A 22190-nucleotide genomic window follows, 5' to 3' on the forward strand; every position below is an offset into this window, starting at 1 on the left:
CCTTACACTGCAGCAAAATATCACTCTGTTACGGGTATCTAATGAAATTAGCACTTCTGGGTCGTCAGGCGCTGATGGGCGCAATGGCCGTCGTTTTAATGGCTGGCGTCAGCGCAAAAACCTTTGCGGCTGAAAACCTGCTTAATCAGGTCAAAGAGCGTGGCACTTTACGCGTGGGTCTGGAAGGGACTTACCCGCCGTTCAGCTATCAGGGAGATGACGGTAAGCTGACCGGTTTCGAGGTGGATTTTGCCAACGAACTGGCGAAACATCTGGGCGTAAAGGCTGACCTTAAACCCACCAAGTGGGACGGCATGCTGGCTTCGCTGGATTCTAAACGTATCGATGTCGTGATAAACCAGGTCACCATTTCCGATCAACGTAAGAAAAAATATGATTTCTCGACGCCCTATACTGTTTCAGGGATTCAGGCGCTGGTGAAAAAAGGGAACGAGGGCGTGATTAAAACCGCCGCTGACCTGAAAGGTAAGAAAGTCGGCGTGGGTCTGGGCACCAACTATGAAGAGTGGCTGCGTCAGAACGTCCAGGGCGTCGACATTCGTACTTATGATGATGATCCGACGAAATATCAGGATCTGCGCGTGGGCCGTATCGACGCCATCCTGGTTGACCGCCTGGCGGCGCTGGATCTGGTGAAGAAAACCGGCAATACCCTTGCTGTCACTGGTGAAGCCTTCTCCCGCCAGGAGTCCGGCGTCGCGCTGCGTAAAGGTAACGAAGACCTGCTGAAAGCGGTTGATGGCGCTATTGCAGAGATGCAAAAAGATGGCAGCCTGAAGGCGCTATCGGAAAAATGGTTTGGCGCTGACGTCACGAAGTAACGGTCGGCGGTGAAAAAAGGCGCTCCTGATAGCGCCTTTTTTTATTTCGCGCCTCACAGCGTGCATAATTAAGGATAATTCAGTCAGGAGGTTTTATGTCACTGCAAAATTTAACCCTTTTCCCGCGTCTGGAGCTGATCGGCGCGCCGACGCCGCTTGAATATCTGCCGCGCCTTTCCGATTATCTCGGTCGTGAAATCTTCATCAAGCGTGATGACGTCACCCCGCTTGCAATGGGCGGTAATAAGCTGCGCAAGCTTGAGTTTCTCGCGGCTGATGCGCTACGGGAAGGTGCGGATACGCTGATTACCGCCGGAGCCATCCAGTCGAACCATGTCCGTCAGACGGCAGCGGTGGCGGCAAAACTTGGCCTGCACTGCGTGGCGCTGCTGGAAAACCCAATGGGTACCCGGGCTGAGAACTATCTGACTAACGGTAACCGATTGCTGCTTGATCTGTTCAATACCCAGGTCGAAATGTGCGACGCGATGACCGATCCTGATGCTCAGCTGGAAGAGCTGGCGACCCGCATTGAAGCTCAGGGCTATCGTCCCTACGTGATTCCGGTGGGCGGTTCGAACGCGCTGGGCGCGCTGGGCTATGTGGAGAGCGCGCTGGAAATCGCCCAGCAGTGCGAAGGGGCGGTTGAGCTTTCCTCCGTGGTCGTCGCATCCGGCAGCGCCGGTACGCATGCCGGTCTTGCGGTGGGACTTGAACAGCTGATGCCAAATGTCGAGCTTATCGGCGTAACGGTGTCGCGCAAAGTAGCCGACCAGCTGCCAAAAGTCGCCGCGCTGCAGCAGGCAGTGGCAAATAGCCTGGAGCTGGAAGCAAAGGCCGGTATCCAGTTATGGGATGATTACTTTGCGCCGGGTTACGGGATACCGAACGACGAAGGAATGGCGGCGGTCAAGCTGCTGGCGCAGCTGGAAGGTATCCTGCTGGATCCGGTCTATACCGGAAAGGCAATGGCCGGACTGATTGATGGTGTCAGTCAGAAGCGCTTTAAGGATGAAGGCCCAATCCTGTTTGTTCATACCGGCGGCGCGCCTGCGCTGTTCGCCTATCATCCTCATATCTGATGCAGAACACATAGAATGCAAGAGAGTATCCAACTGGTTATCGATTCCGCGCCTTTTTTGCTTAAGGGCGCGGTATTCACGCTACAGCTCAGCATCGGCGGCATGTTTTTTGGCCTGGTGCTGGGGTTTATCCTGGCGCTGATGCGCATGTCACCCGTCTGGCCGATTAAATGGCTGGCGCGGATGTATATCTCCATCTTTCGCGGAACGCCGCTGATTGCGCAGCTGTTTATGATCTATTACGGCTTGCCGCAGTTCGGTATTGAGTTGGATCCTATTCCCGCAGCGATGATTGGCCTGTCTTTAAACACCGCGGCCTACGCGGCAGAAACGCTGCGCGCGGCGATTGCCTCCATTGATAAAGGACAGTGGGAGGCGGCGGCGAGTATTGGTATGACGCGCTGGCAGGCGATGCGCCGCGCGATTCTTCCCCAGGCCGCACGGGTGGCGCTGCCGCCGCTTTCCAACAGCTTTATCAGCCTGGTCAAAGATACCTCTTTGGCCGCGACTATCCAGGTGCCGGAGCTGTTCCGCCAGGCTCAGCTAATCACCTCGCGCACGCTGGAAGTTTTCACCATGTACCTGGCTGCTTCGCTGATTTACTGGGTAATGGCGACGGTGCTTTCCACGCTGCAAAACTATTTTGAAAATCAGCTGAACCGCCAGGAGCGTGATCCAAAATGAGTGCGATTGAAGTAAAAAACCTGGTGAAAAAATTCCATGGCCAAACGGTGCTTCACGGTATCGACCTTGAGGTTCAACAGGGCGAAGTGGTGGCGATTATCGGACCCAGTGGTTCAGGGAAAACCACGCTGCTGCGCAGTATTAATCTGCTGGAACAGCCGGAAAACGGTACCATTCGCGTCGGCGACGTGACCATCGATACCGCGCGCAGCCTCGGTCAGCAAAAAGCGGACATCCGCCGTCTGCGTCAGCATGTGGGCTTCGTGTTTCAGAACTTTAATCTTTTTCCCCACCGTACGGTGATGGAGAACATCATTGAAGGGCCGGTGATCGTCAAAGGGGAGGATAAAAATGAATCCATCGCCCGGGCGCGTGAGCTGCTGGCCAAGGTGGGGCTTACCGGTAAAGAAAACAGCTACCCGCGTCGTTTGTCCGGTGGGCAGCAGCAGCGCGTGGCAATTGCTCGCGCGCTGGCGATGCGCCCCGATGTCATCCTGTTTGATGAACCAACCTCGGCATTGGATCCCGAGCTGGTGGGGGAGGTGCTGAACACCATACGTCAGCTGGCGCAGGAGAAGCGTACGATGGTTATCGTTACCCATGAGATGAGCTTTGCCCGCGACGTAGCGGACCGCGCTATTTTTATGGATCAAGGGCGTATCGTTGAACAGGGAGACGCGAAATCTCTTTTTGCCAATCCTCAGCAGGCGCGTACCCGCCAGTTCCTCGAAAAATTTCTGATGCAATAATCTCAGTGCCCAGGCCGCTTCCGCTAAGGCTGAGGGGAGCGGCCTGCTAAACGACGCTTAACCGAGTTTCGGTAAAAGTTAAAAGTCCAGCCTCAGGACATAATCAACGCCGATATATCTGTCAAGGTTTTGTGCCACAACTGCGGGCATACTTTTCACGCATCAGGCGCTGTTGCCGGCCGCCATCTAATAAATGCGATGGCTACCATATTTTATACATATAAGCAGGATTTATGTGTTAGTTTTATGTATTTATAATAATGATTATCACTCAGGAGTTATTTGGTCAGTTATGAGGGACAATGATTTTTTCAGCTGGCGGCGGGAAATGCTGCAACAATTTCAGTCAGCTTCTGCAGGCGAAGGAGTTTTTCATCTACTCCAGCAGCAGGCACAAGCGCTGGAATATGACTACTTCGCGCTCTGCGTACGGCATCCCGTGCCTTTCACTCGCCCCAGGGTAACCCTGCAATCGACCTATCCTCCGGCCTGGATGTCGCATTATCAAGCCGAGAATTATTTCGCGATTGACCCGGTACTGCGCAAGGAGAATTTCCTTCGCGGGCATCTACCCTGGAACGATAAGCTATTCCACGACACCCCTGAATTATGGGACGGTGCGCGCGATCATGGCTTACGCAAGGGGGTAACGCAGTGCCTGACGCTGCCTAACCATGCACACGGATTCTTATCCGTCTCAGGAACCAGCCACAGCCAGGGGCCCTTTGAGGAAGATGAACTGGAGATGCGCTTAAGAACCCTGACCGAACTGAGTCTGCTGACGCTCTTGCGGCTGGAGGACGAAATGGTTATGCCGCCGGAAATGAAATTTAGTCGACGTGAACTGGAGATTTTGAAATGGACAGCGGAAGGCAAAACCTCGGCTGAGGTCGCAATGATTCTGTCTATCTCAGAAAATACCGTCAATTTTCATCAGAAGAATATGCAGCGAAAATTCAATGCGCCAAACAAAACGCAAATTGCCTGCTACGCGGTAGCGACGGGATTAATTTGATCTTATAGGTTGTTCTGCGTGCCAGACGTAAGACCGGCTGTTAGTCATACCTTCAGCCGGTGAATCATTACTGACGATATGCCTGCTTAATTTGCTTAACGGTGCTGGAGAATACGGCAGCCTGAGCCACATCTTCCATCTGCGCAATTTGCTTTTCCATTTTAATAATCACTCGGCCTGCATCCGCCTGACCCATGGCCTGCAGCATCAGCGTCATCATCGCTTTCAGGCACGAAACTTCCTGTGCCAGTTCTTGATTATTTTCCGCAGTGGAAAAATCTGGTGTGCTCATCGATATCCTCGTTTGCTTTCTGCGCAAATGCGCATGTCTAAAAGTGAAGGCGGCGCAGTATACCACAAGCAAAGGAAAAAAAAGGAGTGCTTGATTTTCGTTCTCTCATTTGAATGGTGAATGTTTTAATTGGCTGAATAATACGTAATCATGAGAGGTAAGCAGCTTAATTTTTTCCATGACGCCGTTTCACTGTTAATATTTGTTACATATTCAGGCGCGTATTTCTCATCTACGCAGAGTGTTGTGTTTTAACGTAATCTGTGTGATGAATGTTAAAAAACAACCGTTTCGCAACTCTATGTTAAGTATGGCTTTCCAGCAGGTGTGCAGGCAGATTTCCATAATTGTCTAAGAAATCTTTTCCAGGACATTTTTTGACTTTTAAAGTTACGCTAAAACCCGGTAATATGTAGGAGATAAGCTATCAGTGGCGTTATCCCTAATTCTGGAGAATATTCCTTTGATCAACGTCCTTCTTGTTGATGACCACGAACTAGTGCGCGCAGGGATACGACGCATTCTGGAAGATATAAAAGGGATTAAAGTTGCCGGCGAGGCCTGCTGCGGTGAGGATGCCGTGAAATGGTGCCGCGCAAATCCCGTTGATGTAGTCCTGATGGATATGAACATGCCGGGAATCGGCGGCCTTGAGGCTACGCGAAAAATTGCCCGTTCCGTTGCTGATGCCAAAGTGATTATGCTGACCGTGCATACGGAAAATCCGCTGCCGGCGAAAGTCATGCAGGCCGGCGCCGCTGGCTACCTCAGTAAAGGCGCTGCGCCGCAGGAGGTAGTCAATGCGATTCGCTGCGTGGCTTCGGGTCAGCGTTATATCGCATCCGATATCGCTCAGCAGATGGCGCTCAGCCAGATTGAACCGGAAAAGGCCGAATCGCCGTTTGCCAGTTTGTCTGAGCGAGAATTGCAGATTATGCTAATGATTACTAAAGGTCAGAAGGTCAACGAGATATCAGAGCAGTTAAATCTGAGTCCCAAGACCGTGAACAGCTACCGCTATCGCATGTTCAGTAAATTGAACATTCACGGCGATGTGGAGCTGACGCACCTGGCAATTCGCCATGGCCTGTGCAATGCGGAGTCGTTAGCAAGTCAGTGAGTGATGTTTTTGATGCAAAAGCTTTCCTGAAAACCGTAACCAGCCAGCCGGGCGTCTATCGTATGTATGATGCTGGCGGTACTGTTATCTATGTAGGCAAAGCAAAAGATCTGAAAAAGCGGCTTAGCAGCTATTTTCGCAGCAACCTGGCTTCGCGTAAAACCGAAGCGCTGGTGGCGCTTATTGCCCAGATTGACGTTACCGTGACCCACACCGAAACGGAAGCGCTGCTGCTTGAGCATAACTATATTAAGCTTTATCAGCCGCGCTATAACGTGCTGCTGCGCGATGATAAATCCTACCCCTTTATTTTTCTTAGCGGCGATACGCATCCCCGCCTGGCGACGCATCGTGGAGCCAAGCATGCGAAAGGCGAATATTTCGGTCCGTTCCCCAACGGCTACGCCGTTCGCGAGACGTTAGCGCTGCTGCAAAAGATCTTTCCTGTCCGCCAGTGCGAAAACAGCGTTTATCGCAACCGCTCGCGGCCGTGCCTGCAGTACCAAATTGGCCGTTGTCTCGGGCCTTGCGTTGCCGGGCTGGTGAGTGAGGAAGAGTATGCTCAGCAGGTCGACTACGTACGCCTGTTCCTGGCGGGTAAAGACGATCAGGTACTGACTCAGCTGATTGCCCGCATGGAAAAAGCCAGCCAGGCGCTGGAGTTTGAAGAGGCTGCGCGGATCCGCGACCAGATTCAAGCCGTCCGTCGGGTAACGGAGAAGCAGTTCGTCTCCAATACCGGGGACGATCTCGATGTTATCGGCGTGTCGTTTGATGCCGGAATGGCATGCGTCCACGTGCTGTTTATACGCCAGGGGAAAGTCCTTGGCAGCCGCAGCTATTTCCCCAAAGTGCCGAATGGTACCGAACTGGGTGAAGTGGTGGAAACGTTTGTCGGGCAGTTCTATTTACAGGGCAGCCAGATGCGGACGCTGCCAAGCGAGATCCTGCTGGATTTCAACCTCGGCGACAAAACCCTGCTGGCAGATTCGCTCTCAGAACTGGCCGGACACCGGGTTAACGTACAGACCAAACCTCGCGGCGATCGCGCCCGCTATCTGAAACTGGCGCGGACTAACGCCGCGACGGCGCTGACCACCAGGCTTTCTCAGCATTCAACGATAACTCAGCGCCTGCAGGCGCTCGCGACGCTACTCAAACTCCCCGCCGTCAATCGGATGGAATGTTTTGATATCAGCCATACGATGGGCGAACAGACCGTCGCGTCGTGCGTGGTTTTCGATAGCAACGGACCGCTGCGTGCGGAATATCGCCGCTACAATATCACTGGCATCACGCCCGGGGACGATTATGCGGCGATGAATCAGGTACTTCGTCGTCGCTACGGCAAGGCAATAGAAGAGAGTAAGATCCCCGATGTCATCCTGATCGACGGCGGTAAAGGCCAGCTTGGCCAGGCGAAAACGGTCTTTGCCGAGCTGGACGTGCCGTGGGATAAAAGTCATCCGCTGTTATTAGGCGTGGCAAAAGGCAGCGATCGCAAAGCGGGCCTGGAGACGTTGTTTTTCGAACCGGAAGGCGAGGGCTTTAGCCTGCCGCCGGATTCCCCCGCGCTGCATGTCATACAGCATATTCGCGACGAGTCGCACGATCACGCCATTACCGGCCACCGTAAAAAACGGGCAAAAGTAAAAAGCACCAGCACGCTGGAAACCATCGAAGGGGTGGGGCCAAAACGCCGACAGATGCTGCTGAAATATATGGGTGGTCTGCAGGGACTGCAGAAGGCCAGCGTCGAAGAGATTGCGAAAGTACCGGGTATATCTCACGGTCTGGCAGAAAAGATCTTCTACTCGTTGAAACATTAGGGGCTCTGTAGCAACATAGGGCTAATTTTTACTTACAACAGATAGTTACCCGTTACCATGCAATTTAATATCCCTACGTTGCTTACTCTGTTTCGCGTCATTCTTATTCCATTCTTTGTACTGGCGTTTTATCTCCCGTTTAGCTGGGCTCCTTTTGCCTGCGCCCTGATTTTCTTCGTCGCGGCGGTGACCGACTGGTTTGATGGCTACCTGGCGCGTCGCTGGAATCAGAGCACTCGTTTCGGCGCTTTCCTCGATCCGGTTGCGGACAAAGTCATGGTAGCGATTGCGATGGTGCTGGTGGCCGAGCATTATCATACCTGGTGGGTAACGTTACCGGCCGCTACGATGATCGCGCGCGAAATCATCATCTCCGCGCTGCGCGAGTGGATGGCTGAACTGGGTAAGCGCAGCAGCGTAGCGGTATCATGGATTGGTAAAGTAAAAACCACGGCCCAGATGGCGGCGCTGGTGTGGATGCTGTGGCGGCCAAATATCTGGGTTGAATGGGCGGGGATAGGGCTATTCCTCGTGGCGGCGGTGCTGACGCTGTGGTCGATGCTGCAATATCTGAACGCCGCGCGCGGGGATTTGCTTGATCAGTGATCGTTTCGGCGCAATTTTCAGCAAACAACACAAGGTTTTGAAAAATATCGTTGACTCATTGCGCCAGGTAAGTAGAATGCATCGCATCGAACGGCAGCACAGTCTGGCAGACGATAACAAAATCAACTAATTAGCAAATTAGCTTGATGATGCGGGAATAGCTCAGTTGGTAGAGCACGACCTTGCCAAGGTCGGGGTCGCGAGTTCGAGTCTCGTTTCCCGCTCCAGTTTAAGACATCGGCAGTTGCGGGTGTTAAAGCATTAAGGCGCGTTAGCAAAGCGGTTATGTAGCGGATTGCAAATCCGTCTAGTCCGGTTCGACTCCGGAACGCGCCTCCAATTTCTATCCCGAGCCCGGATGGTGGAATCGGTAGACACAAGGGATTTAAAATCCCTCGGCGTTCGCGCTGTGCGGGTTCAAGTCCCGCTCCGGGTACCATTGGGATAAAGCAGAATAATCAAAGCAATAAGCAGTGTCGTGAAACCACCTACGGGTGGTTTTTTTGTTTTTGTCCCTTATAAAAAACCGCTTCAGCGCTACTTCTCGATCGTCGGGTACATTTTGTCATAGGACAAAATACTTTTCTGTTGCTATTATCTGCCAGCACTCAATCATTATCTCAATAAGTGGGGATGAAATGTTCACTGGCCTCTGCGCTTTTCCTCTGACTCCGTTACATCCACATGGCGTTGATGAAACGGCATTTGCCCGAATAGTCACTCGTCTCGTCGAATCTGAGGTCGATTCCCTCGGCGTACTTGGCTCCACCGGAAGCTATGCCTGGCTTAGCCGTGAGCAGAGAATGCAGGTGGTGCGCCAGGCAAAATCGCATGCCGGACCCATTCCGTTGATGGTCGGCATAGGGGCGCTGGGGACCGATCAGGTTCTCCGTCTGGCTGAAGACGCGCAGATGGCAGGCGCCAGCGCGCTGCTTCTGCCAGTAATGGCTTATCAACCCCTGACAGACGAGGAGATTTTGACTTTTTACCAGACCGTCACCCAACAGGTCTCCGTCCCCGTCTGCGTTTACGACAATCCCGTTACCACGCATGTGACGACTTCGGATGAACTTAAAGGCGCGATCGCCGCGTTACCCGGGATCGCCTCAATTAAAATCCCCGGCCCCGCGAAAAATGAAACCGTCCGCCGGATTCAGAGCCTGCGGCGCCAGCTACCGGCAGGGGTGAGTATTGGCATTAGCGGGGACGCCTGCGCGGCCGATGGCCTGAATGCCGGCTGCGAAGTCTGGTATTCGGTGTGCGGCGGCCTTTTCCCGCAGGTCGCCAAAGAGTTAACCGCGGCGGCAGCGCGAGGGGACGCTGAGCAGGCGACGGCAATCAGCGCCAGGCTCGCGCCGCTGTGGATGTTATTCAGTAAATATGGTGGCAGCCTGCGAGTGACCGCCGCAGCGGCAAGTATCCTCGGGCTGTGCGGGGAGGATTGCTTACCGCGACCGCTGCTCCCGCTTTCGTCGGATGCCTTTAGCGAAATTGCGGAAACACTTCGCACGCTGAAGCTCCTGTAGCCGGGTAGTTTTCTTTCGCTATTTCCGCTACTGTAAGCGCCATTTTTTACGACGATGAGCCTGTTTATGAAAACTGGACCCCTGAACGAAAGCGAAGTGGAGTGGCTGGATGATATCCTGTCGAAATACGCGGTAGAAGGCACCATCATGGATGTTGCTGAACTGGATGGCCTACTGACGGCCATACTCTCCGGGCCGACCGAGATTGAGCCCGCGCAGTGGCTGATTGCTATCTGGGGCGGAGCGGATAATGTGCCGCGCTGGGCCAACGATCGCGAGCGGGATCGCTTCGTCAACCTGACGTTGCAGCATATGAGCGATATTGCCGAGCGTTTAAGCGACTATCCCGATCAGTTCGAACCGATGTTCGGCAGCCGGGAAGAGGAGGGGCAGGAGCTCACCATTGTTGAGGAGTGGTGCTTTGGCTATATGCGCGGCGTGGGATTAAGCGACTGGTCAGCTCTGCCTGCCGAGCTGCAGGCAGATCTGGACGCCATCGCTCTGCACGGTACCGAAGAGCGCTTCGAGGCGCTGGATGAACTATCCGCGGAAGAGTTTATCGCCAGCGTTGAGCGAATTCGTCCTGCGGCCCTGGCACTTTACAACTACTGGACTGAACACGCTCAGCCCGCACAAGTTCAGCAGCCCATCAGGAATGAGAACAAGGTTGGGCGCAACGATCCTTGCCCGTGCGGCAGCGGTAAGAAATATAAGCAGTGCTGTTTAACGAAATAACATCAGGGGCCGAATTGGCCCCTTTTTTATCCCACCGCCGGCAGTAATCCTGCGACTATCGCAAACTGAATCACTACGATAGCGATCCCGCAGAGCAGGACAAGCCACAGCGCCGCTGAACCGCCTGCGACCCGCCACGGGGCATCAGGGTGCTGTTGGCGGCTCTTCATTACCAGCAGCGAAGGCAGCATGAGCGCGAGCACGGCCAGCGCAACGCCCGCATAGCCTAACGCCATCACGAAGCCACGCGGATAAAATAGCGCGAAGGCCAGCGGAGGCAAAAAGGTAATCAGACCGCTCTGTAGCCGTCCACCGGCGCTGTTCTGGCGTTGAAACAGATCGGCCAGATAGTCGAACAACCCAAGCGCCACCCCGAGAAATGATGTCGCCAGCGCCAGGTCGGCGAACAGATGGACCGCCAGCTCAACGTGCGACGATGCCACCACTTCACGGATGGCCTCCAGCAGGCCATTGAGCCCGGCATTCTGCGCCAGCAGCGCGGTAAACGCAGGAGAGTCAATGCTGCCCAGCGTCGCCAGCTGCCAGAAAATATAGGCGACCAGAGGAATAAAGCTTCCGATGATAAATACCCGGCGCAGCTTGCGAATATCGCCGCCCAGGTAGCTCACAATACTGGGTATGCTGCCGTGAAAACCAAAGGAAGTAAAAATCACCGGAATGGCCGACAGCGCCAGCCCCTGCTGTAGCGGCAGAGTCAGCAGGTTTATCTGGTGAACGTGCGGCAGCAGAAGCGCGAGCATGATGGCGAGGAAAATAATCTTTGCGCTGAATAAAAAGCGGTTAAAAAGATCGACCAGCGAAGTCCCGATGCAGACGACCGTCCCACCGATAGCGGTAAAGATCAGAACGCCTGCCGCAGGAGGCAGCGTCCAGTCCAGCCACTGATTGAGGCTTGAGGCCAGCAGTTCGCCGGCGCCGCTGATATAGGCTGCCGTGAGCGCGTAAAGCAGAAACAGCATGCAAAAGCCGGTTGCCCATTGCCCGTATCGGCCCAGATAACGTGCCGCCAGCGAACCCAGACCCATGTCGGCCGGCACGTGCTGATAGACTTCCAGCAGCAGCAAAGCGGTATAACACATTAGCGCCCAAAGCGTTATCAGCAAAGCTAACGTCACGCCGAAACCTACGCCCGCCGATGCCAACGGCATGGCTAACATCCCTGCGCCGATGGTGGTGCCGGCGACGATTAAAATACTACCCAGAGTGCGGTTCTTCACGCTTTTCACTATCCATTACGGCATTCACAATTCATTATGCCGCGCAGAGTATGTGAAATCAGTCGCTTCGTCAAATGAGGGTTACAGGCGTTGTAATGAGAACTTTACAGTAGCAGAGGGTTTGCTTCAAAGCTGCGCTGGCGCAAGAATTCGCCGCCCGGGCTGGTATATTCTGCGGGCTTTACGGGAGAGAATATGCAATCGATTCATGGTCACGAAGTGCTGCAAATGATGATCGCCTCAGGCGAAACTTACACCGTGGCGACGCTTGAAGCGGCGATCGTCGCGCGTTTCGGTAAAGAAGCCCGATTTCACACCTGCTCGGCGGAAAATCTGAGTGCGGCGGAACTGGTGGCGTTTTTACAGAAAAAAGGCAAGTTTATTGCCGCTGAAGAAGGGTTTAATACGCACGAAAGTAAAATTTGCCGCCATTAATACGGCAGCGGGCGCTGGAGCCTCGCTGCCGGCCTAATTAATTTTGCGTGTCGAGCGTTGCCAGCTCTTTATCAATAAAGTACAGACCTTCGCCGCTTTTACCTGCCAGGGTTAATTTATCAATAACCGATTTAAACAGCTTCTCTTCTTCGTGCTGTTCAGCAACGTACCACTGCAGGAAATTAAACGTCGGATAATCCTGACTGGTCATTGCCGCATGTGCCAGTTCATTAATTTTTTGCGTAATTAACTGTTCATGTTCGTAGGTCGCACGGAATAGCTCGTCAAGAGAGGCATACTCAGCAAACGGCGACGCGATAGCCGTGATGCAGGGCAGACTACCGGTATCGGTCAGGTAGTCGAACAGGCGCTGCATATGGGTCATCTCTTCCTGCGCGTGGCGACGAAGAAACGCCGCCGCGCCTTCAAAGCTGTGGTAACTACACCAGGCGCTCATTTGCTGATAAAGCAGAGAGGAATAAAGTTCAAGATTCATCTGCGCATTAAGCTTGTCGATCATTTCAGTTTTTAGCATCTGGCTGCTCCGGGAAAAAAGAAATAAGTTTTAGGGCGCACACTATAATTTGTTATTAATTTATTTGCAAAAAGTAAATTAATAAATTCATTTATTAATAATGCAAATGGGAATAACACGCATTGGCACTTTTAAAATAATGAGAATGGTTTTAATTCCTTATTTCGTTCACTTCGCCGTTGGGCCAAATTTCGCCGTGTTAATCCGATCCCCCGCACACAGGCCTGGCCTGAGATGACGCGACTTGCCTCAGGATGAGACGGCGTCCTGGCAGGATGGAAGGCAAAAGTGTGAGGCGAGATGCAATTTATAAAACAACTTTTCATAAAATTTGAAAGTATGTTCGTAAGGTAGTATTGTTCATAGCAACGCTAACGAACTATCGCGGGAAAACCCGCACAGCATTCAGGAGAGTAAAGCATGAAAATCGCACTGATGATGGAAAACAGCCAGGCGAACAAAAACGCCATCATCCTCAATGAATTAAACGCCGTTGCTGACGAGAGGGGCTTCCCGGTTTACAACGTCGGGATGAGCGATGAAAACGACCATCACCTGACCTATATCCATCTGGGCATTATGGCCAGCATCCTGCTGAATTCGAAGGCGGTCGACTTTGTGGTTACCGGCTGCGGCACCGGTCAGGGCGCGCTAATGTCGTTAAATATTCATCCAGGCGTCGTTTGTGGCTACTGCATCGACCCTGCGGACGCCTTCCTGTTTGCGCAGATCAATAACGGTAACGCGCTGTCTCTGCCGTTTGCGAAAGGATTTGGCTGGGGTGCAGAGCTGAACGTACGCTTTATCTTTGAAAAAGCCTTCACCGGCCGCAAAGGCGAAGGCTATCCGCCGGAGCGTAAAGAGCCTCAGGTGCGTAACGCCGGCATCCTGAACGCGGTCAAAGCCGCGGTGGTTAAGGAAAACTATCTGGATACGCTGCGTGCGATCGATCCGGAGCTGGTGAAAACTGCCGTTTCCGGCCCTCGCTTCCAGCAGTGTTTCTTTGAGAACTGCCAGGATAAAGAGATCGAAGCGTTCGTTCGCCAGATCATCGGTTAATCGATTAACACATCCTATGCAAGGCCAGCGCTGCTGGCCTTTTCGTTATCTATTTCTTTTTGTTCGACACGCTGCTACCCGCATCTTTTGTCAGATGCAGAGTATCAATCATGCCGACCAGGCAAATCAGCGCAATAAAGATAAACGACAGGCGGAAGCTGATGCCCGGAAGGTGAGAAAGCGTAAGCCATTCACTGAACTCTTCCCCAATACGAATACCTATCGCTCCAAGCGTTATCCCAAGTCCAACGGCCAGCTGGGATGCGGTGCTGAACAGCGTATTGGCATAGCTCATTTGTCCGGAAGGAACATCGGCAAAAGCGAGGGTGCTGATGCCGGTAAATTGAATCGATCGGAAGACCCCGCCGAGATAGAGAATTACAAAGATGAGCCAAACCGGCGTATCCGGGGTTAAAAAAGCGCAGGCCAGCAGCGATAATACGTTTAATGCGCCATTGATCAGCAGCAGACGGCGAAAACCCAGCCAGCGAATCAGCGGCGTTGTAAGGGGCTTGATGGTGAAGTTGCCGACGAACACCGCCAGCACCAGCAGCCCCGAGTGGAAGGGATCCATGCCGAAGCCGACCTGGAAAAGCAGCGGCAGCAGAAACGGAACGGCGCTGATGGAGGAGCGGAACAGCGAACCGCCGTACATGGTGACCCTGAAGGTGGGGATCTCCAGCGCATCAAGGCGCACCATCGGCCATTCAGCGCGGCGGAAGTGCCGTAACGAGAAAAGCATGCAGCCCAGGCCTAACGCCAGCAGCGCCAGGGTCTGCCAGCCCAGAGGCTGACGATCGCCGAGAAGCTCCATGGCGGCGACCAGGCTAACCATCGCCACCGAGGTCGCAAGAAAACCGGAAAGATCGAACGGGCGGCGCTCTTCTTCCCGAATATCCGGGATGATGCGCAGCGCCAGGGCAATCGCCACAAGCCCAAGCGGCACGTTAATAAAGAAGATCCAGTGCCAGCTGGCGTAGCTGGTGATAAATCCGCCCAACGGTGGGCCAATAATAGGCGCCACCAGCGCCGGCCAGGTCAGAGTGGCAATCGCTTTAATCAGCTGATGCTTCGGTGTGGTGCGCAACACCGCCAGGCGGCCCACGGGCACCATCAGCGCGCCGCCAATTCCCTGAAGAATACGCATGGCGACAAACACATCGACATTGGTCGACAACCCGCAAAACACCGAGGCGAGGGTAAAAATCGCCAGCGCCAGGCTAAAGATTTTCCGCGCGCCGAAGCGATCGGCGATCCAGCCGCTGGCGGGTATCAGCACCGCAAGGGTAATAAGGTAGGCGCTAATTCCAATGTTGAGATCCACTGCCGTTACGCCGAAGTCTTTCGCCATGTCGGGCAGGGCGGTGGCGATGACTGTGCCGTCGAGGAACTCCATAAAAAACGCGCCGGCCACCAGCAGAGCAGGTGCTGAAAAAGAGCGGTCGTCCCTGGAAGAGATGTTTGTACTCATCGTTGTATCGCTGCCATTGCTAAGCGATCCCGGATTCACCTGGAGCCCGCAGCTCTTAACTATCCGAAATAACTCACTTTTGTTGAATGTTTAAATTTATTTTGTAAATAAAACGTGATTTATCGCACATTGAGATTGATTTTTGTGATGCAAGTCATATTATAGCCCTGTAGATATTAACACCTGCATAACAAAAATGGAGCCAACCATGAAACTGCGCAAAATTCTGAAGAGCATGTTCGAAAACTACTGCAAAACCTTTAAAGACGTACCGCCTGGCGCTATGTTCTGATAAAAAAACCTGCTGCGGCAGGTTTTTTTATATCCGAGGAATTAGGGTACTATTACGCTCCTGAAAAAAGGAGTGAAAAATGTCTCAACATCTTACCGAACACGACGAACTGGTCTCTGACGTTGTTGCCTGCCAGTTAGTTATCAAGCAGATCCTCGACGTCATCGATATCATCGCCCCTGTCGAGGTGCGCGAAAAAATGACTACCCAGCTGAAAGCCATCGATTTTGCCAGCCACCCGGCCTCGGCTGACCCGGTGACGCTGCGGGCGGTACAAAAAGCCATCGCGCTGATTGAGCTGAAATTCACCCCGCAGGAAGAAGCGCACTAGCGGCGTGAGCCCCGCCATCAACGCGATAGCGGGGCGTTATTGCTGATTAATGGGACACGGCGGTTTGAATGACGTTCTCCTGCGCATTCTTGAACAGTTTGCTGTTGCCCCAGCACTCTTCATAACGATGGCCCACTAAATCTTCCACGATAAGGCGAACGTCCGGCGCGATGTCGGCAATTTTGCCTCCCGCTTTAATGCGCGCGACTTCCTGTAGCACCACCAGGTGCGCCTTGCGATCGAGCTTCATCTGTTTACTGAACACGATGGCTGCCAGCGCCAGTAAAATCACCCCTGCACAGAATACCACCGCAATCGCGGTGACCGCACTTTCCGGCTGCGTGTGCGCCTTTGACTGGAACCCGTAGAAGCTGAGGATAGCTCCCATTGTAAAGACGATAATCGAGCGCAAAATTTTACCTGAGAAGGTCATGGCGCCTGCATAGATCCCCTCGCGACGGCGGCCGGTGTAAATTTCATCGACATCAGCCAAAAAGGTGTAAACAGTCCAGGGAATGTAGTAGACGCCGCCGGTGCCGAGACCGAACAGCACCGTGATGCCAAACATCAGGATGGTGGCCAGACTTGAAGGCAGGTGGAAGAACCACAGCGAGGTGTAGAGCAGCACGGCAAAGATGACCACGCTCAGCGCCAGAATATACGGCTTACTGAAGCCTTTCTTCACGCACAGGCCGATAAACAGGGCCGTTGATACCAGCTGCAGAATTGAGTTCAGGCTGTTGAGCCCGGCCACCATGGCCGGATCGTGTTGCAGCACGAAGATGACGAAGTAAGTGAAGATCGACGCAAACAGCCATTCGGCGCCGAAACCGCAGAGATACATACCAAGGTGTTTACGGAATACGCGCAGATAAAAGGTTGAGCGCATATCTTTGGCCAGCATAAGCAGCGTATTGAGTAGCCCCTTTTTCTCCCCCGAGCTTTTTTCCTCTTCGCGCGGTCGTTCCCAGCTGCAGTACCACAAACAGGAGATGGCCACGATAAGAATGACACCGTAGGTCAGTCCGGTAAGGAAAAACGGGGTGGCGGATTCTTTGCCATAAAGCAGGATGAACTGCCCGGGGATAAATGCCGCGAGGAAGTTAGCCAGTTTGCCGAATATCGCTTTATAACCGGTGAGCTTCGAACGCAGTGAGAAATCATCAGTCATTTCGGTCGCCAATGTTTCATAGGGGACCATAATCGAGGTATAAATGATTTCAAAGACGACGTAGGTGCACAGGTAGTACCAGAAACCGAGACCTTCTACCCACAGCAGCGGGTAGAACATCATTAGCGGAATGCCTATCAATAAAAAGAAGCGACGGCGGCCAAAGCGTTTACCGAGCCGGGTTTTGCCAAAGTTATCGGTGAGGTAGCCCATCAGCGGGTTACTAATCGCGTCGATAATGCTGGCGACGGAGAAAATAAAGGAGGCTTCGATCAGCGTCAGCCCACAGAAGGTTGTATAAAAATAGAGCAGCCAGGCACCGCTGATCGCCAGTGCGCCGCTTCCCAGCAAATTTCCGCCGCCGTAGGCTAACTGATGGCGTAACAAAATCGGTCTTCCCTGCAGCCCGTTTGAGGCTGAAGCCGTATATCTTGCCATTAAAATAAACTCCGTGTTTTAAATTTTTGAAACGCTGTTTTTATATTATCAACCCAGAGTTTTAAACGTGATCCAGATCACCAATACCCTGCTAATTCCTCCGGTTGAGCGGGAATGAGATCTGGTTAAAAGTTTTTAATGCCTTTCAGGAATAAAAACGGCGCCGAAGCGCCGAAAAAGATTGGTTCGCTGAGGGGCGATGAGGGCATTAAAGGCAGAAACACGCCTCTTTTTACGCTTTATCGCGCGCTCTGGTATTTGCCGACATGACGCTGGCGTACTGTTGGCTGACCAGTTCAAGCAGGTGACGATCGGTTTGCTGTTCGCTGGTCCCGGCCTGGTCCGCGCAGCGGACTTCATCCAGAATGGTCTCCAGCAGCATGCCATCCAGCTGCTGTTCTTTCGCCAGCAGCGCGAGGAAGCGTAGGGTGGATTCGTCGCTTTGCGCCTTCGCCTCTGCCGTCAGGCCGGAAAGCATGCTGCTGCGCTGCTGATAATCAGCAACGGTTTTGCTAAACAGGTCTTCAAGAGAGGCGCATTCCGCGCTGCAGGCTTCGTCTGCTTTAACCACGGGCCAGGCGCCGGAACTTTTCATAAAATCAAAGACCCGCATCATCTGCGTTATGCTGGATTGCGCTCGATTACGCAGAAAAGTGGCGGTACCGTTCAACCGCTGCTGAATACACCACTCGCTTAACTGCAGATACAAGTTGGAAGTATGGAACTCAAGATTCAATTGGTTATTCAGCTTTTGCACCATTCCTGGAACGACCATAACAATATCCTTATTTACTGTGCGGGAAGCGCCTGCGTCATATCCAGACGCGATTGTGACCAAGGGAGTTTGCGAAATTAAAACCAGCAGATGAAAAGCTCAGAATAATTTTATTCAGAACTTAAGCCCGAACCATGGAATTAAATTTCTTGTCTCAACGAAGATAGAATAGCGCTATATCTGAATTAAGAAAACTCTCAATGGTAGTTATTTACATTATGTTACAACATCTGGATTTAACTTTATACAGGCTGAAAATGTAATAGTAATCGCTTACTGTAGTACATTGTAATTTATATTAACCTTATGATTTAACACCTCTTTTATTGGCTTCCTGATTAAAAGGTAGTATCTCTAATATTTTTTATTGAAATTGTGTTTTAAAAATAACGATTCAAAATTCCTTTTTGTGATATCGTGCGTCATCAAAGCGAAGGCTGCACTGGTTCATCTTTTCGCCTGGGTAACTGAAAAGATGATGATAATTTAAAAAAAGATGTTTTTTTGTAAAAGACTTATGACTACCACGCTAACGAAAGGAGACTGAAATGAAAAAAGTTGCGGTGCTGCTGGCGTCGGGTTTTGAAGAGGGGGAGGCGATTGTGGTGGTTGATATCCTCCGCCGTCTGCATCTGGATGTGGAGCTTCTCTCCTGCGCCGAATCGCGCGCGGTGGTGAGCTACCACGATATCCCAATGGTTGCGGATAGCACTTTAGCCGAACGCGCAGGGATGCTGTACGACGCGGTGGTTCTGCCCGGCGGTCCGCAGGGAAGCGTCAACCTCGCCGCCAGCCAGGACGTCGTAGCGTTTATTACGGCCCACGATAGAGCAGGAATGCTGATCTGTCCGATCTGTTCGGCAGCCGCAAGGGTTCTCGGCGGCAATGGGCTGCTCAGGGGGCGACGCTACGTCTGTTCGGGGGAGTTATGGCAGAAAGTGGCGGACGGGGAGTATGTTGATCAACCCGTAGTGGAAGACGGTAATTTGATCAGCGGTAAAGGGTTAGGCCATGTTTTTGATTTTTCTTTTACCGTTGCCGCTCGTTTATTGGGGGATGAGGTGCTGGTACGCAATCATGCGGAGCATATTTATTGCCGCTGGTAATATCGACAAGGATAACTCTGCTGATGATATAGAGAATATTGCTACAGCCCGCGCTAATTGTCTGACAATTAGCGTTTTTTTTATGTCTTTTTCCGCTGTTTTTATGTACGCAATTACTGTAATTCCGCGATGTGATTGCGCTCTCGTATGGAGAAATAATTTCCGGTTAATACTATTTTAACAACGGCGGTCTTGATTGAGACTTTCCTAATGCCTTGTTTTGCGTCCGATAAAAAAATTAACTCTTAATTTCCCCTACATAAAAGCGAATTAAAGCTGGAGTTTACCATGCACAAATTTACTAAAGCGCTGGCGGCGATCGGTCTCGCCGCAGTTATGTCACAATCAGCTATGGCCGAGACGCTTAAGCTGGGTTTTCTGGTCAAACAGCCTGAAGAGCCATGGTTTCAAACAGAGTGGAAATTTGCCGATAAGGCCGGTAAAGATTTAGGTTTCGACGTCATCAAAATTGCCGTCCCCGACGGTGAGAAAACCCTCAACGCCATTGATAGCCTGGCGGCTAGCGGAGCCAAAGGCTTTGTTATCTGTACGCCCGATCCCAAACTCGGGGCGGCTATAGTCGCCAAAGCGCGCGGCTATGATATGAAAGTCATTACCGTCGATGACCAGTTCGTTAACGCCAAAGGCAAACCGATGGAGAGCGTACCGCTGGTGATGATGGCGGCCAGTGAGATCGGCGCACGTCAAGGGCAGGAGCTCTATAAAGAGATGCAAAAACGCGGCTGGGACGTGAAGGATACCGCCGTCATGGCCATCACTTCCGACGAGCTGGACACCGCCCGTCGTCGCACTAGCGGATCGATGGACGCCCTGAAAGCTGCCGGTTTCCCGGAGCAACAAATCTACCGTGTGCCAACGAAATCTAACGACATTCCCGGCGCCTTTGATGCCGGCAACTCTATGCTGGTTCAGCATCCGAACGTCAAACACTGGCTGATCGTCGGCATGAACGACAATACCGTTCTGGGCGGCGTACGCGCCACCGAAGGCCAGGGCTTTAAAGCGCCTGACGTTATCGGTATCGGTATTAATGGCGTTGATGCAGTGAACGAACTCTCTAAAGCGCAGGCCACCGGTTTCTACGGCTCTCTGCTGCCAAGCCCGGATATTCACGGCTATAAAACCAGCGAGATGCTTTATAACTGGGTGACAAAAGATGTCGAACCGCCAAAATTCACCGCGGTGACCGACGTGGTGCTGATTACCCGCGACAATTTTAAAGAAGAGCTGGCTAAAAAAGGGCTGTAAGGCCGGTTGAGCGGGCCTCTTGCCTTGCGCGAGAGGCCCTGTACAGAAAAGCGGAGTCGTTATGCAACAGTCTACCCCTTATCTCTCATTCCACGGCATCACCATGACATTCCCGGGCGTTAAAGCGCTGTCCGATATTAGCTTTGACTGCTATGCCGGACAGGTCCACGCCCTGATGGGAGAAAACGGCGCCGGGAAATCCACGTTGCTCAAAATCCTCAGCGGCAACTACGTACCCACTGCCGGCAGCCTACAGATCCAAGGCCAGCAGATGACCTTTACCCACACCACCGAGGCGCTGAATGCCGGGGTGGCGATTATCTATCAGGAGCTGCATCTGATCCCGGAAATGACCGTGGCGGAAAATATCTACCTCGGCCAATTGCCGCACAAGGGCGGGATTGTGAATCGGTCGCTGCTGAATTATGAAGCCGGCCTGCAGCTGCAGCATCTGGGGCTGGATATCGACCCGGAAACGCCGTTGAAGTATTTGTCGATTGGCCAGTGGCAAATGGTGGAGATCGCCAAGGCGTTGGCGCGGAACGCCAAAATCATCGCTTTTGACGAGCCCACCAGCTCACTGTCGGCCAGGGAAATCGACAATCTGTTTCGGGTCATCCGCGAGCTGCGCCAGGAAGGGCGGGTGATCATTTACGTTTCCCACCGGATGGAAGAGATCTTTGCGTTAAGTGACGCCATCACGGTCTTCAAAGATGGTCGCTACGTGCGCACCTTTGACAATATGCAAGAGGTTAACCACGACGCTCTGGTACAGGCGATGGTCGGTCGCGAGCTGGGCGATATCTACGGCTGGCAGCCCCGTGAATATGGCAAAGAGCGTTTGCGCCTCGATCGGGTGAAGGCGCCTGGCGTACGGCAACCCGTTAGCCTTTCGGTGCGTAGCGGAGAAATCGTCGGCCTGTTTGGGCTGGTTGGCGCCGGACGCAGCGAACTGATGAAAGGCCTGTTCGGCGGCAGCAGAATAACCGCCGGTCAGGTTTATATCGACGGCGAGGCCATTGATATCCGCAAGCCGGCTCAGGCGATTCAGGCCGGGATGATGCTCTGCCCGGAAGACCGCAAAGCAGAGGGGATTATTCCGGCTCACTCGGTTCGCGACAACATCAATATCAGCGCCCGCCGCAAGCACATTCTCGCGGGCTGCGTCATCAATAATGCCTGGGAAGCGCAGAACGCCGACCAGCATATTAAATCGTTGAATATCAAAACGCCCGGCGCAGAGCAGCTGATTATGAATCTCTCCGGTGGCAATCAGCAAAAGGCGATTCTCGGCCGCTGGCTGTCGGAGGAGATGAAAGTCATCCTGCTTGACGAGCCCACGCGCGGCATTGATGTGGGCGCTAAGCATGAGATCTATAACGTTATTTACGCATTAGCGGCATCGGGCGTCGCGGTGGTCTTTGCCTCCAGCGATTTACCGGAAGTTCTCGGCGTAGCCGATCGCATCGTGGTGATGCGCGAGGGTGAGATTGCCGGAGAGCTGCTGCATGAACATGCCAATGAACAGCAGGCATTGAGCCTTGCCATGCCAAAAGTGAGCCAGGCAGTCGCCTGAGTAAGGAGTCTATG

23 protein-coding genes and 3 tRNA genes are annotated in these 22190 nt (G+C 52.9%); 20 read left to right on the forward strand and 6 right to left on the reverse strand.

Going from position 1 to position 22190, the window contains the following annotated elements; all coding sequences use genetic code 11:
• The first annotated feature begins 41 nt into the window (after window positions 1-41).
• The 5 genes from tcyJ (at window position 42) to sdiA (ending at window position 4372) form a co-directional block, all read left to right on the forward strand.
• Window positions 42-842: a cystine ABC transporter substrate-binding protein gene (gene tcyJ, locus IAE27_RS05445; RefSeq protein WP_017145622.1), complete on the forward strand. Its 801-nt coding sequence runs from the start codon at window positions 42-44 to the stop codon at window positions 840-842.
• 95 nt (window positions 843-937) lie between these two features.
• Entirely contained in the window at window positions 938-1924 is a 987-nt protein-coding gene (gene dcyD / locus IAE27_RS05450) for a D-cysteine desulfhydrase (RefSeq protein WP_108704847.1), read from the forward strand.
• Window positions 1925-1939: 15 nt separating this feature from the next.
• On the forward strand, window positions 1940-2608 hold the full coding sequence (gene tcyL, locus IAE27_RS05455) for a cystine ABC transporter permease (protein WP_004103458.1): 669 nt from the start codon (window positions 1940-1942) through the stop codon (window positions 2606-2608).
• Window positions 2605-3357: an L-cystine ABC transporter ATP-binding protein TcyN gene (gene tcyN / locus IAE27_RS05460; RefSeq protein WP_004113836.1), complete on the forward strand. Its 753-nt coding sequence runs from the start codon at window positions 2605-2607 to the stop codon at window positions 3355-3357. Before tcyL ends, tcyN begins: the two co-directional genes overlap by 4 nt.
• Before the next feature lie 292 nt (window positions 3358-3649).
• Window positions 3650-4372: a transcriptional regulator SdiA gene (gene sdiA / locus IAE27_RS05465; RefSeq protein ID WP_004113835.1), complete on the forward strand. Its 723-nt coding sequence runs from the start codon at window positions 3650-3652 to the stop codon at window positions 4370-4372.
• Window positions 4373-4439: 67 nt separating this feature from the next.
• Here sdiA and IAE27_RS05470 read toward each other — a convergent pair whose 3' ends face one another.
• Window positions 4440-4664, reverse strand: a complete 225-nt coding sequence (locus IAE27_RS05470) for a DUF2594 family protein (RefSeq protein ID WP_004103455.1) — start codon at window positions 4662-4664, stop codon at window positions 4440-4442.
• Window positions 4665-5127: 463 nt separating this feature from the next.
• Here IAE27_RS05470 and uvrY point away from each other — a divergent pair, with 463 nt between their 5' ends.
• The 8 genes from uvrY to IAE27_RS05510 all read left to right on the forward strand — a co-directional run bounded on the left by uvrY (window position 5128) and on the right by IAE27_RS05510 (window position 10480).
• The gene (uvrY, locus tag IAE27_RS05475) at window positions 5128-5784 is read left to right on the forward strand and encodes a UvrY/SirA/GacA family response regulator transcription factor (RefSeq protein ID WP_004122102.1); all 657 of its coding nucleotides are present in this window, start codon (window positions 5128-5130) and stop codon (window positions 5782-5784) included.
• A complete protein-coding gene (gene uvrC / locus IAE27_RS05480; protein ID WP_200092115.1) occupies window positions 5781-7613 on the forward strand; it encodes an excinuclease ABC subunit UvrC in 1833 nt (610 codons plus the stop codon). The genes uvrY and uvrC overlap by 4 nt, the downstream gene beginning before the upstream one ends.
• Before the next feature lie 57 nt (window positions 7614-7670).
• On the forward strand, window positions 7671-8219 hold the full coding sequence (pgsA, locus tag IAE27_RS05485) for a CDP-diacylglycerol--glycerol-3-phosphate 3-phosphatidyltransferase (protein WP_004103452.1): 549 nt from the start codon (window positions 7671-7673) through the stop codon (window positions 8217-8219).
• Between the two features lie 151 nt (window positions 8220-8370).
• Window positions 8371-8446: transfer RNA gene (locus IAE27_RS05490), tRNA-Gly, on the forward strand.
• A 38-nt stretch (window positions 8447-8484) separates the two neighbouring features.
• A tRNA-Cys gene (locus IAE27_RS05495) sits at window positions 8485-8558 on the forward strand.
• A gap of 13 nt (window positions 8559-8571) precedes the next feature.
• Window positions 8572-8658: transfer RNA gene (locus tag IAE27_RS05500), tRNA-Leu, on the forward strand.
• 199 nt (window positions 8659-8857) lie between these two features.
• Window positions 8858-9745 (forward strand): dihydrodipicolinate synthase family protein, encoded by an 888-nt coding sequence (locus IAE27_RS05505; protein WP_017145625.1) that lies wholly within the window; start codon window positions 8858-8860, stop codon window positions 9743-9745.
• 66 nt (window positions 9746-9811) lie between these two features.
• Entirely contained in the window at window positions 9812-10480 is a 669-nt protein-coding gene (locus tag IAE27_RS05510; RefSeq protein ID WP_108704860.1) for a YecA family protein, read from the forward strand.
• A gap of 26 nt (window positions 10481-10506) precedes the next feature.
• On the opposite strand, the gene tyrP is transcribed toward IAE27_RS05510, so the two are convergent.
• Window positions 10507-11718 carry a tyrosine transporter TyrP gene (gene tyrP / locus IAE27_RS05515; protein ID WP_070557032.1) on the reverse strand — a complete coding sequence of 404 codons (1212 nt, stop codon included), beginning with the start codon at window positions 11716-11718 and terminating at the stop codon, window positions 10507-10509.
• A gap of 195 nt (window positions 11719-11913) precedes the next feature.
• Between tyrP and IAE27_RS05520 the strand changes: the two genes are divergently transcribed.
• Complete coding sequence (locus tag IAE27_RS05520) at window positions 11914-12153, forward strand: YecH family metal-binding protein (RefSeq protein ID WP_017145627.1); 240 nt, start codon at window positions 11914-11916, stop codon at window positions 12151-12153.
• A gap of 37 nt (window positions 12154-12190) precedes the next feature.
• Here IAE27_RS05520 and ftnA read toward each other — a convergent pair whose 3' ends face one another.
• The gene (gene ftnA / locus IAE27_RS05525; protein ID WP_004113821.1) at window positions 12191-12688 is read right to left on the reverse strand and encodes a non-heme ferritin; all 498 of its coding nucleotides are present in this window, start codon (window positions 12686-12688) and stop codon (window positions 12191-12193) included.
• Window positions 12689-13108: 420 nt separating this feature from the next.
• Between ftnA and IAE27_RS05530 the strand changes: the two genes are divergently transcribed.
• Complete coding sequence (locus IAE27_RS05530; protein ID WP_200092118.1) at window positions 13109-13747, forward strand: RpiB/LacA/LacB family sugar-phosphate isomerase; 639 nt, start codon at window positions 13109-13111, stop codon at window positions 13745-13747.
• Window positions 13748-13796: 49 nt separating this feature from the next.
• Here the strand turns inward: IAE27_RS05530 and IAE27_RS05535 are convergent, their stop codons facing one another.
• Entirely contained in the window at window positions 13797-15218 is a 1422-nt protein-coding gene (locus IAE27_RS05535; RefSeq protein WP_142475223.1) for an MFS transporter, read from the reverse strand.
• Between the two features lie 208 nt (window positions 15219-15426).
• On the opposite strand from IAE27_RS05535, the gene azuC reads away from it, so the two are divergent.
• Window positions 15427-15510: a stress response protein AzuC gene (gene azuC / locus IAE27_RS05540; RefSeq protein WP_014229869.1), complete on the forward strand. Its 84-nt coding sequence runs from the start codon at window positions 15427-15429 to the stop codon at window positions 15508-15510.
• A gap of 79 nt (window positions 15511-15589) precedes the next feature.
• On the forward strand, window positions 15590-15841 hold the full coding sequence (locus IAE27_RS05545; protein ID WP_004103438.1) for a DUF2766 family protein: 252 nt from the start codon (window positions 15590-15592) through the stop codon (window positions 15839-15841).
• A 46-nt stretch (window positions 15842-15887) separates the two neighbouring features.
• Here IAE27_RS05545 and IAE27_RS05550 read toward each other — a convergent pair whose 3' ends face one another.
• Window positions 15888-17399: an MFS transporter gene (locus tag IAE27_RS05550; protein WP_024274409.1), complete on the reverse strand. Its 1512-nt coding sequence runs from the start codon at window positions 17397-17399 to the stop codon at window positions 15888-15890.
• A 283-nt stretch (window positions 17400-17682) separates the two neighbouring features.
• Window positions 17683-18225 carry a non-heme ferritin-like protein gene (locus tag IAE27_RS05555; RefSeq protein ID WP_070556974.1) on the reverse strand — a complete coding sequence of 181 codons (543 nt, stop codon included), beginning with the start codon at window positions 18223-18225 and terminating at the stop codon, window positions 17683-17685.
• Between the two features lie 548 nt (window positions 18226-18773).
• On the opposite strand from IAE27_RS05555, the gene IAE27_RS05560 reads away from it, so the two are divergent.
• The 3 genes from IAE27_RS05560 to araG all read left to right on the forward strand — a co-directional run bounded on the left by IAE27_RS05560 (window position 18774) and on the right by araG (window position 22176).
• Complete coding sequence (locus IAE27_RS05560) at window positions 18774-19331, forward strand: DJ-1/PfpI family protein (RefSeq protein WP_154023054.1); 558 nt, start codon at window positions 18774-18776, stop codon at window positions 19329-19331.
• Between the two features lie 288 nt (window positions 19332-19619).
• Window positions 19620-20600 carry an arabinose ABC transporter substrate-binding protein gene (locus IAE27_RS05565; protein ID WP_016808316.1) on the forward strand — a complete coding sequence of 327 codons (981 nt, stop codon included), beginning with the start codon at window positions 19620-19622 and terminating at the stop codon, window positions 20598-20600.
• Window positions 20601-20661: 61 nt separating this feature from the next.
• Window positions 20662-22176 (forward strand): L-arabinose ABC transporter ATP-binding protein AraG, encoded by a 1515-nt coding sequence (gene araG / locus IAE27_RS05570; protein WP_200092120.1) that lies wholly within the window; start codon window positions 20662-20664, stop codon window positions 22174-22176.
• The last annotated feature ends 14 nt before the right edge of the window (window positions 22177-22190 follow it).

The organism is Klebsiella sp. S69, assembly GCF_016516145.1.
Classification (GTDB): Bacteria; Pseudomonadota; Gammaproteobacteria; order Enterobacterales; family Enterobacteriaceae; genus Klebsiella; species Klebsiella oxytoca.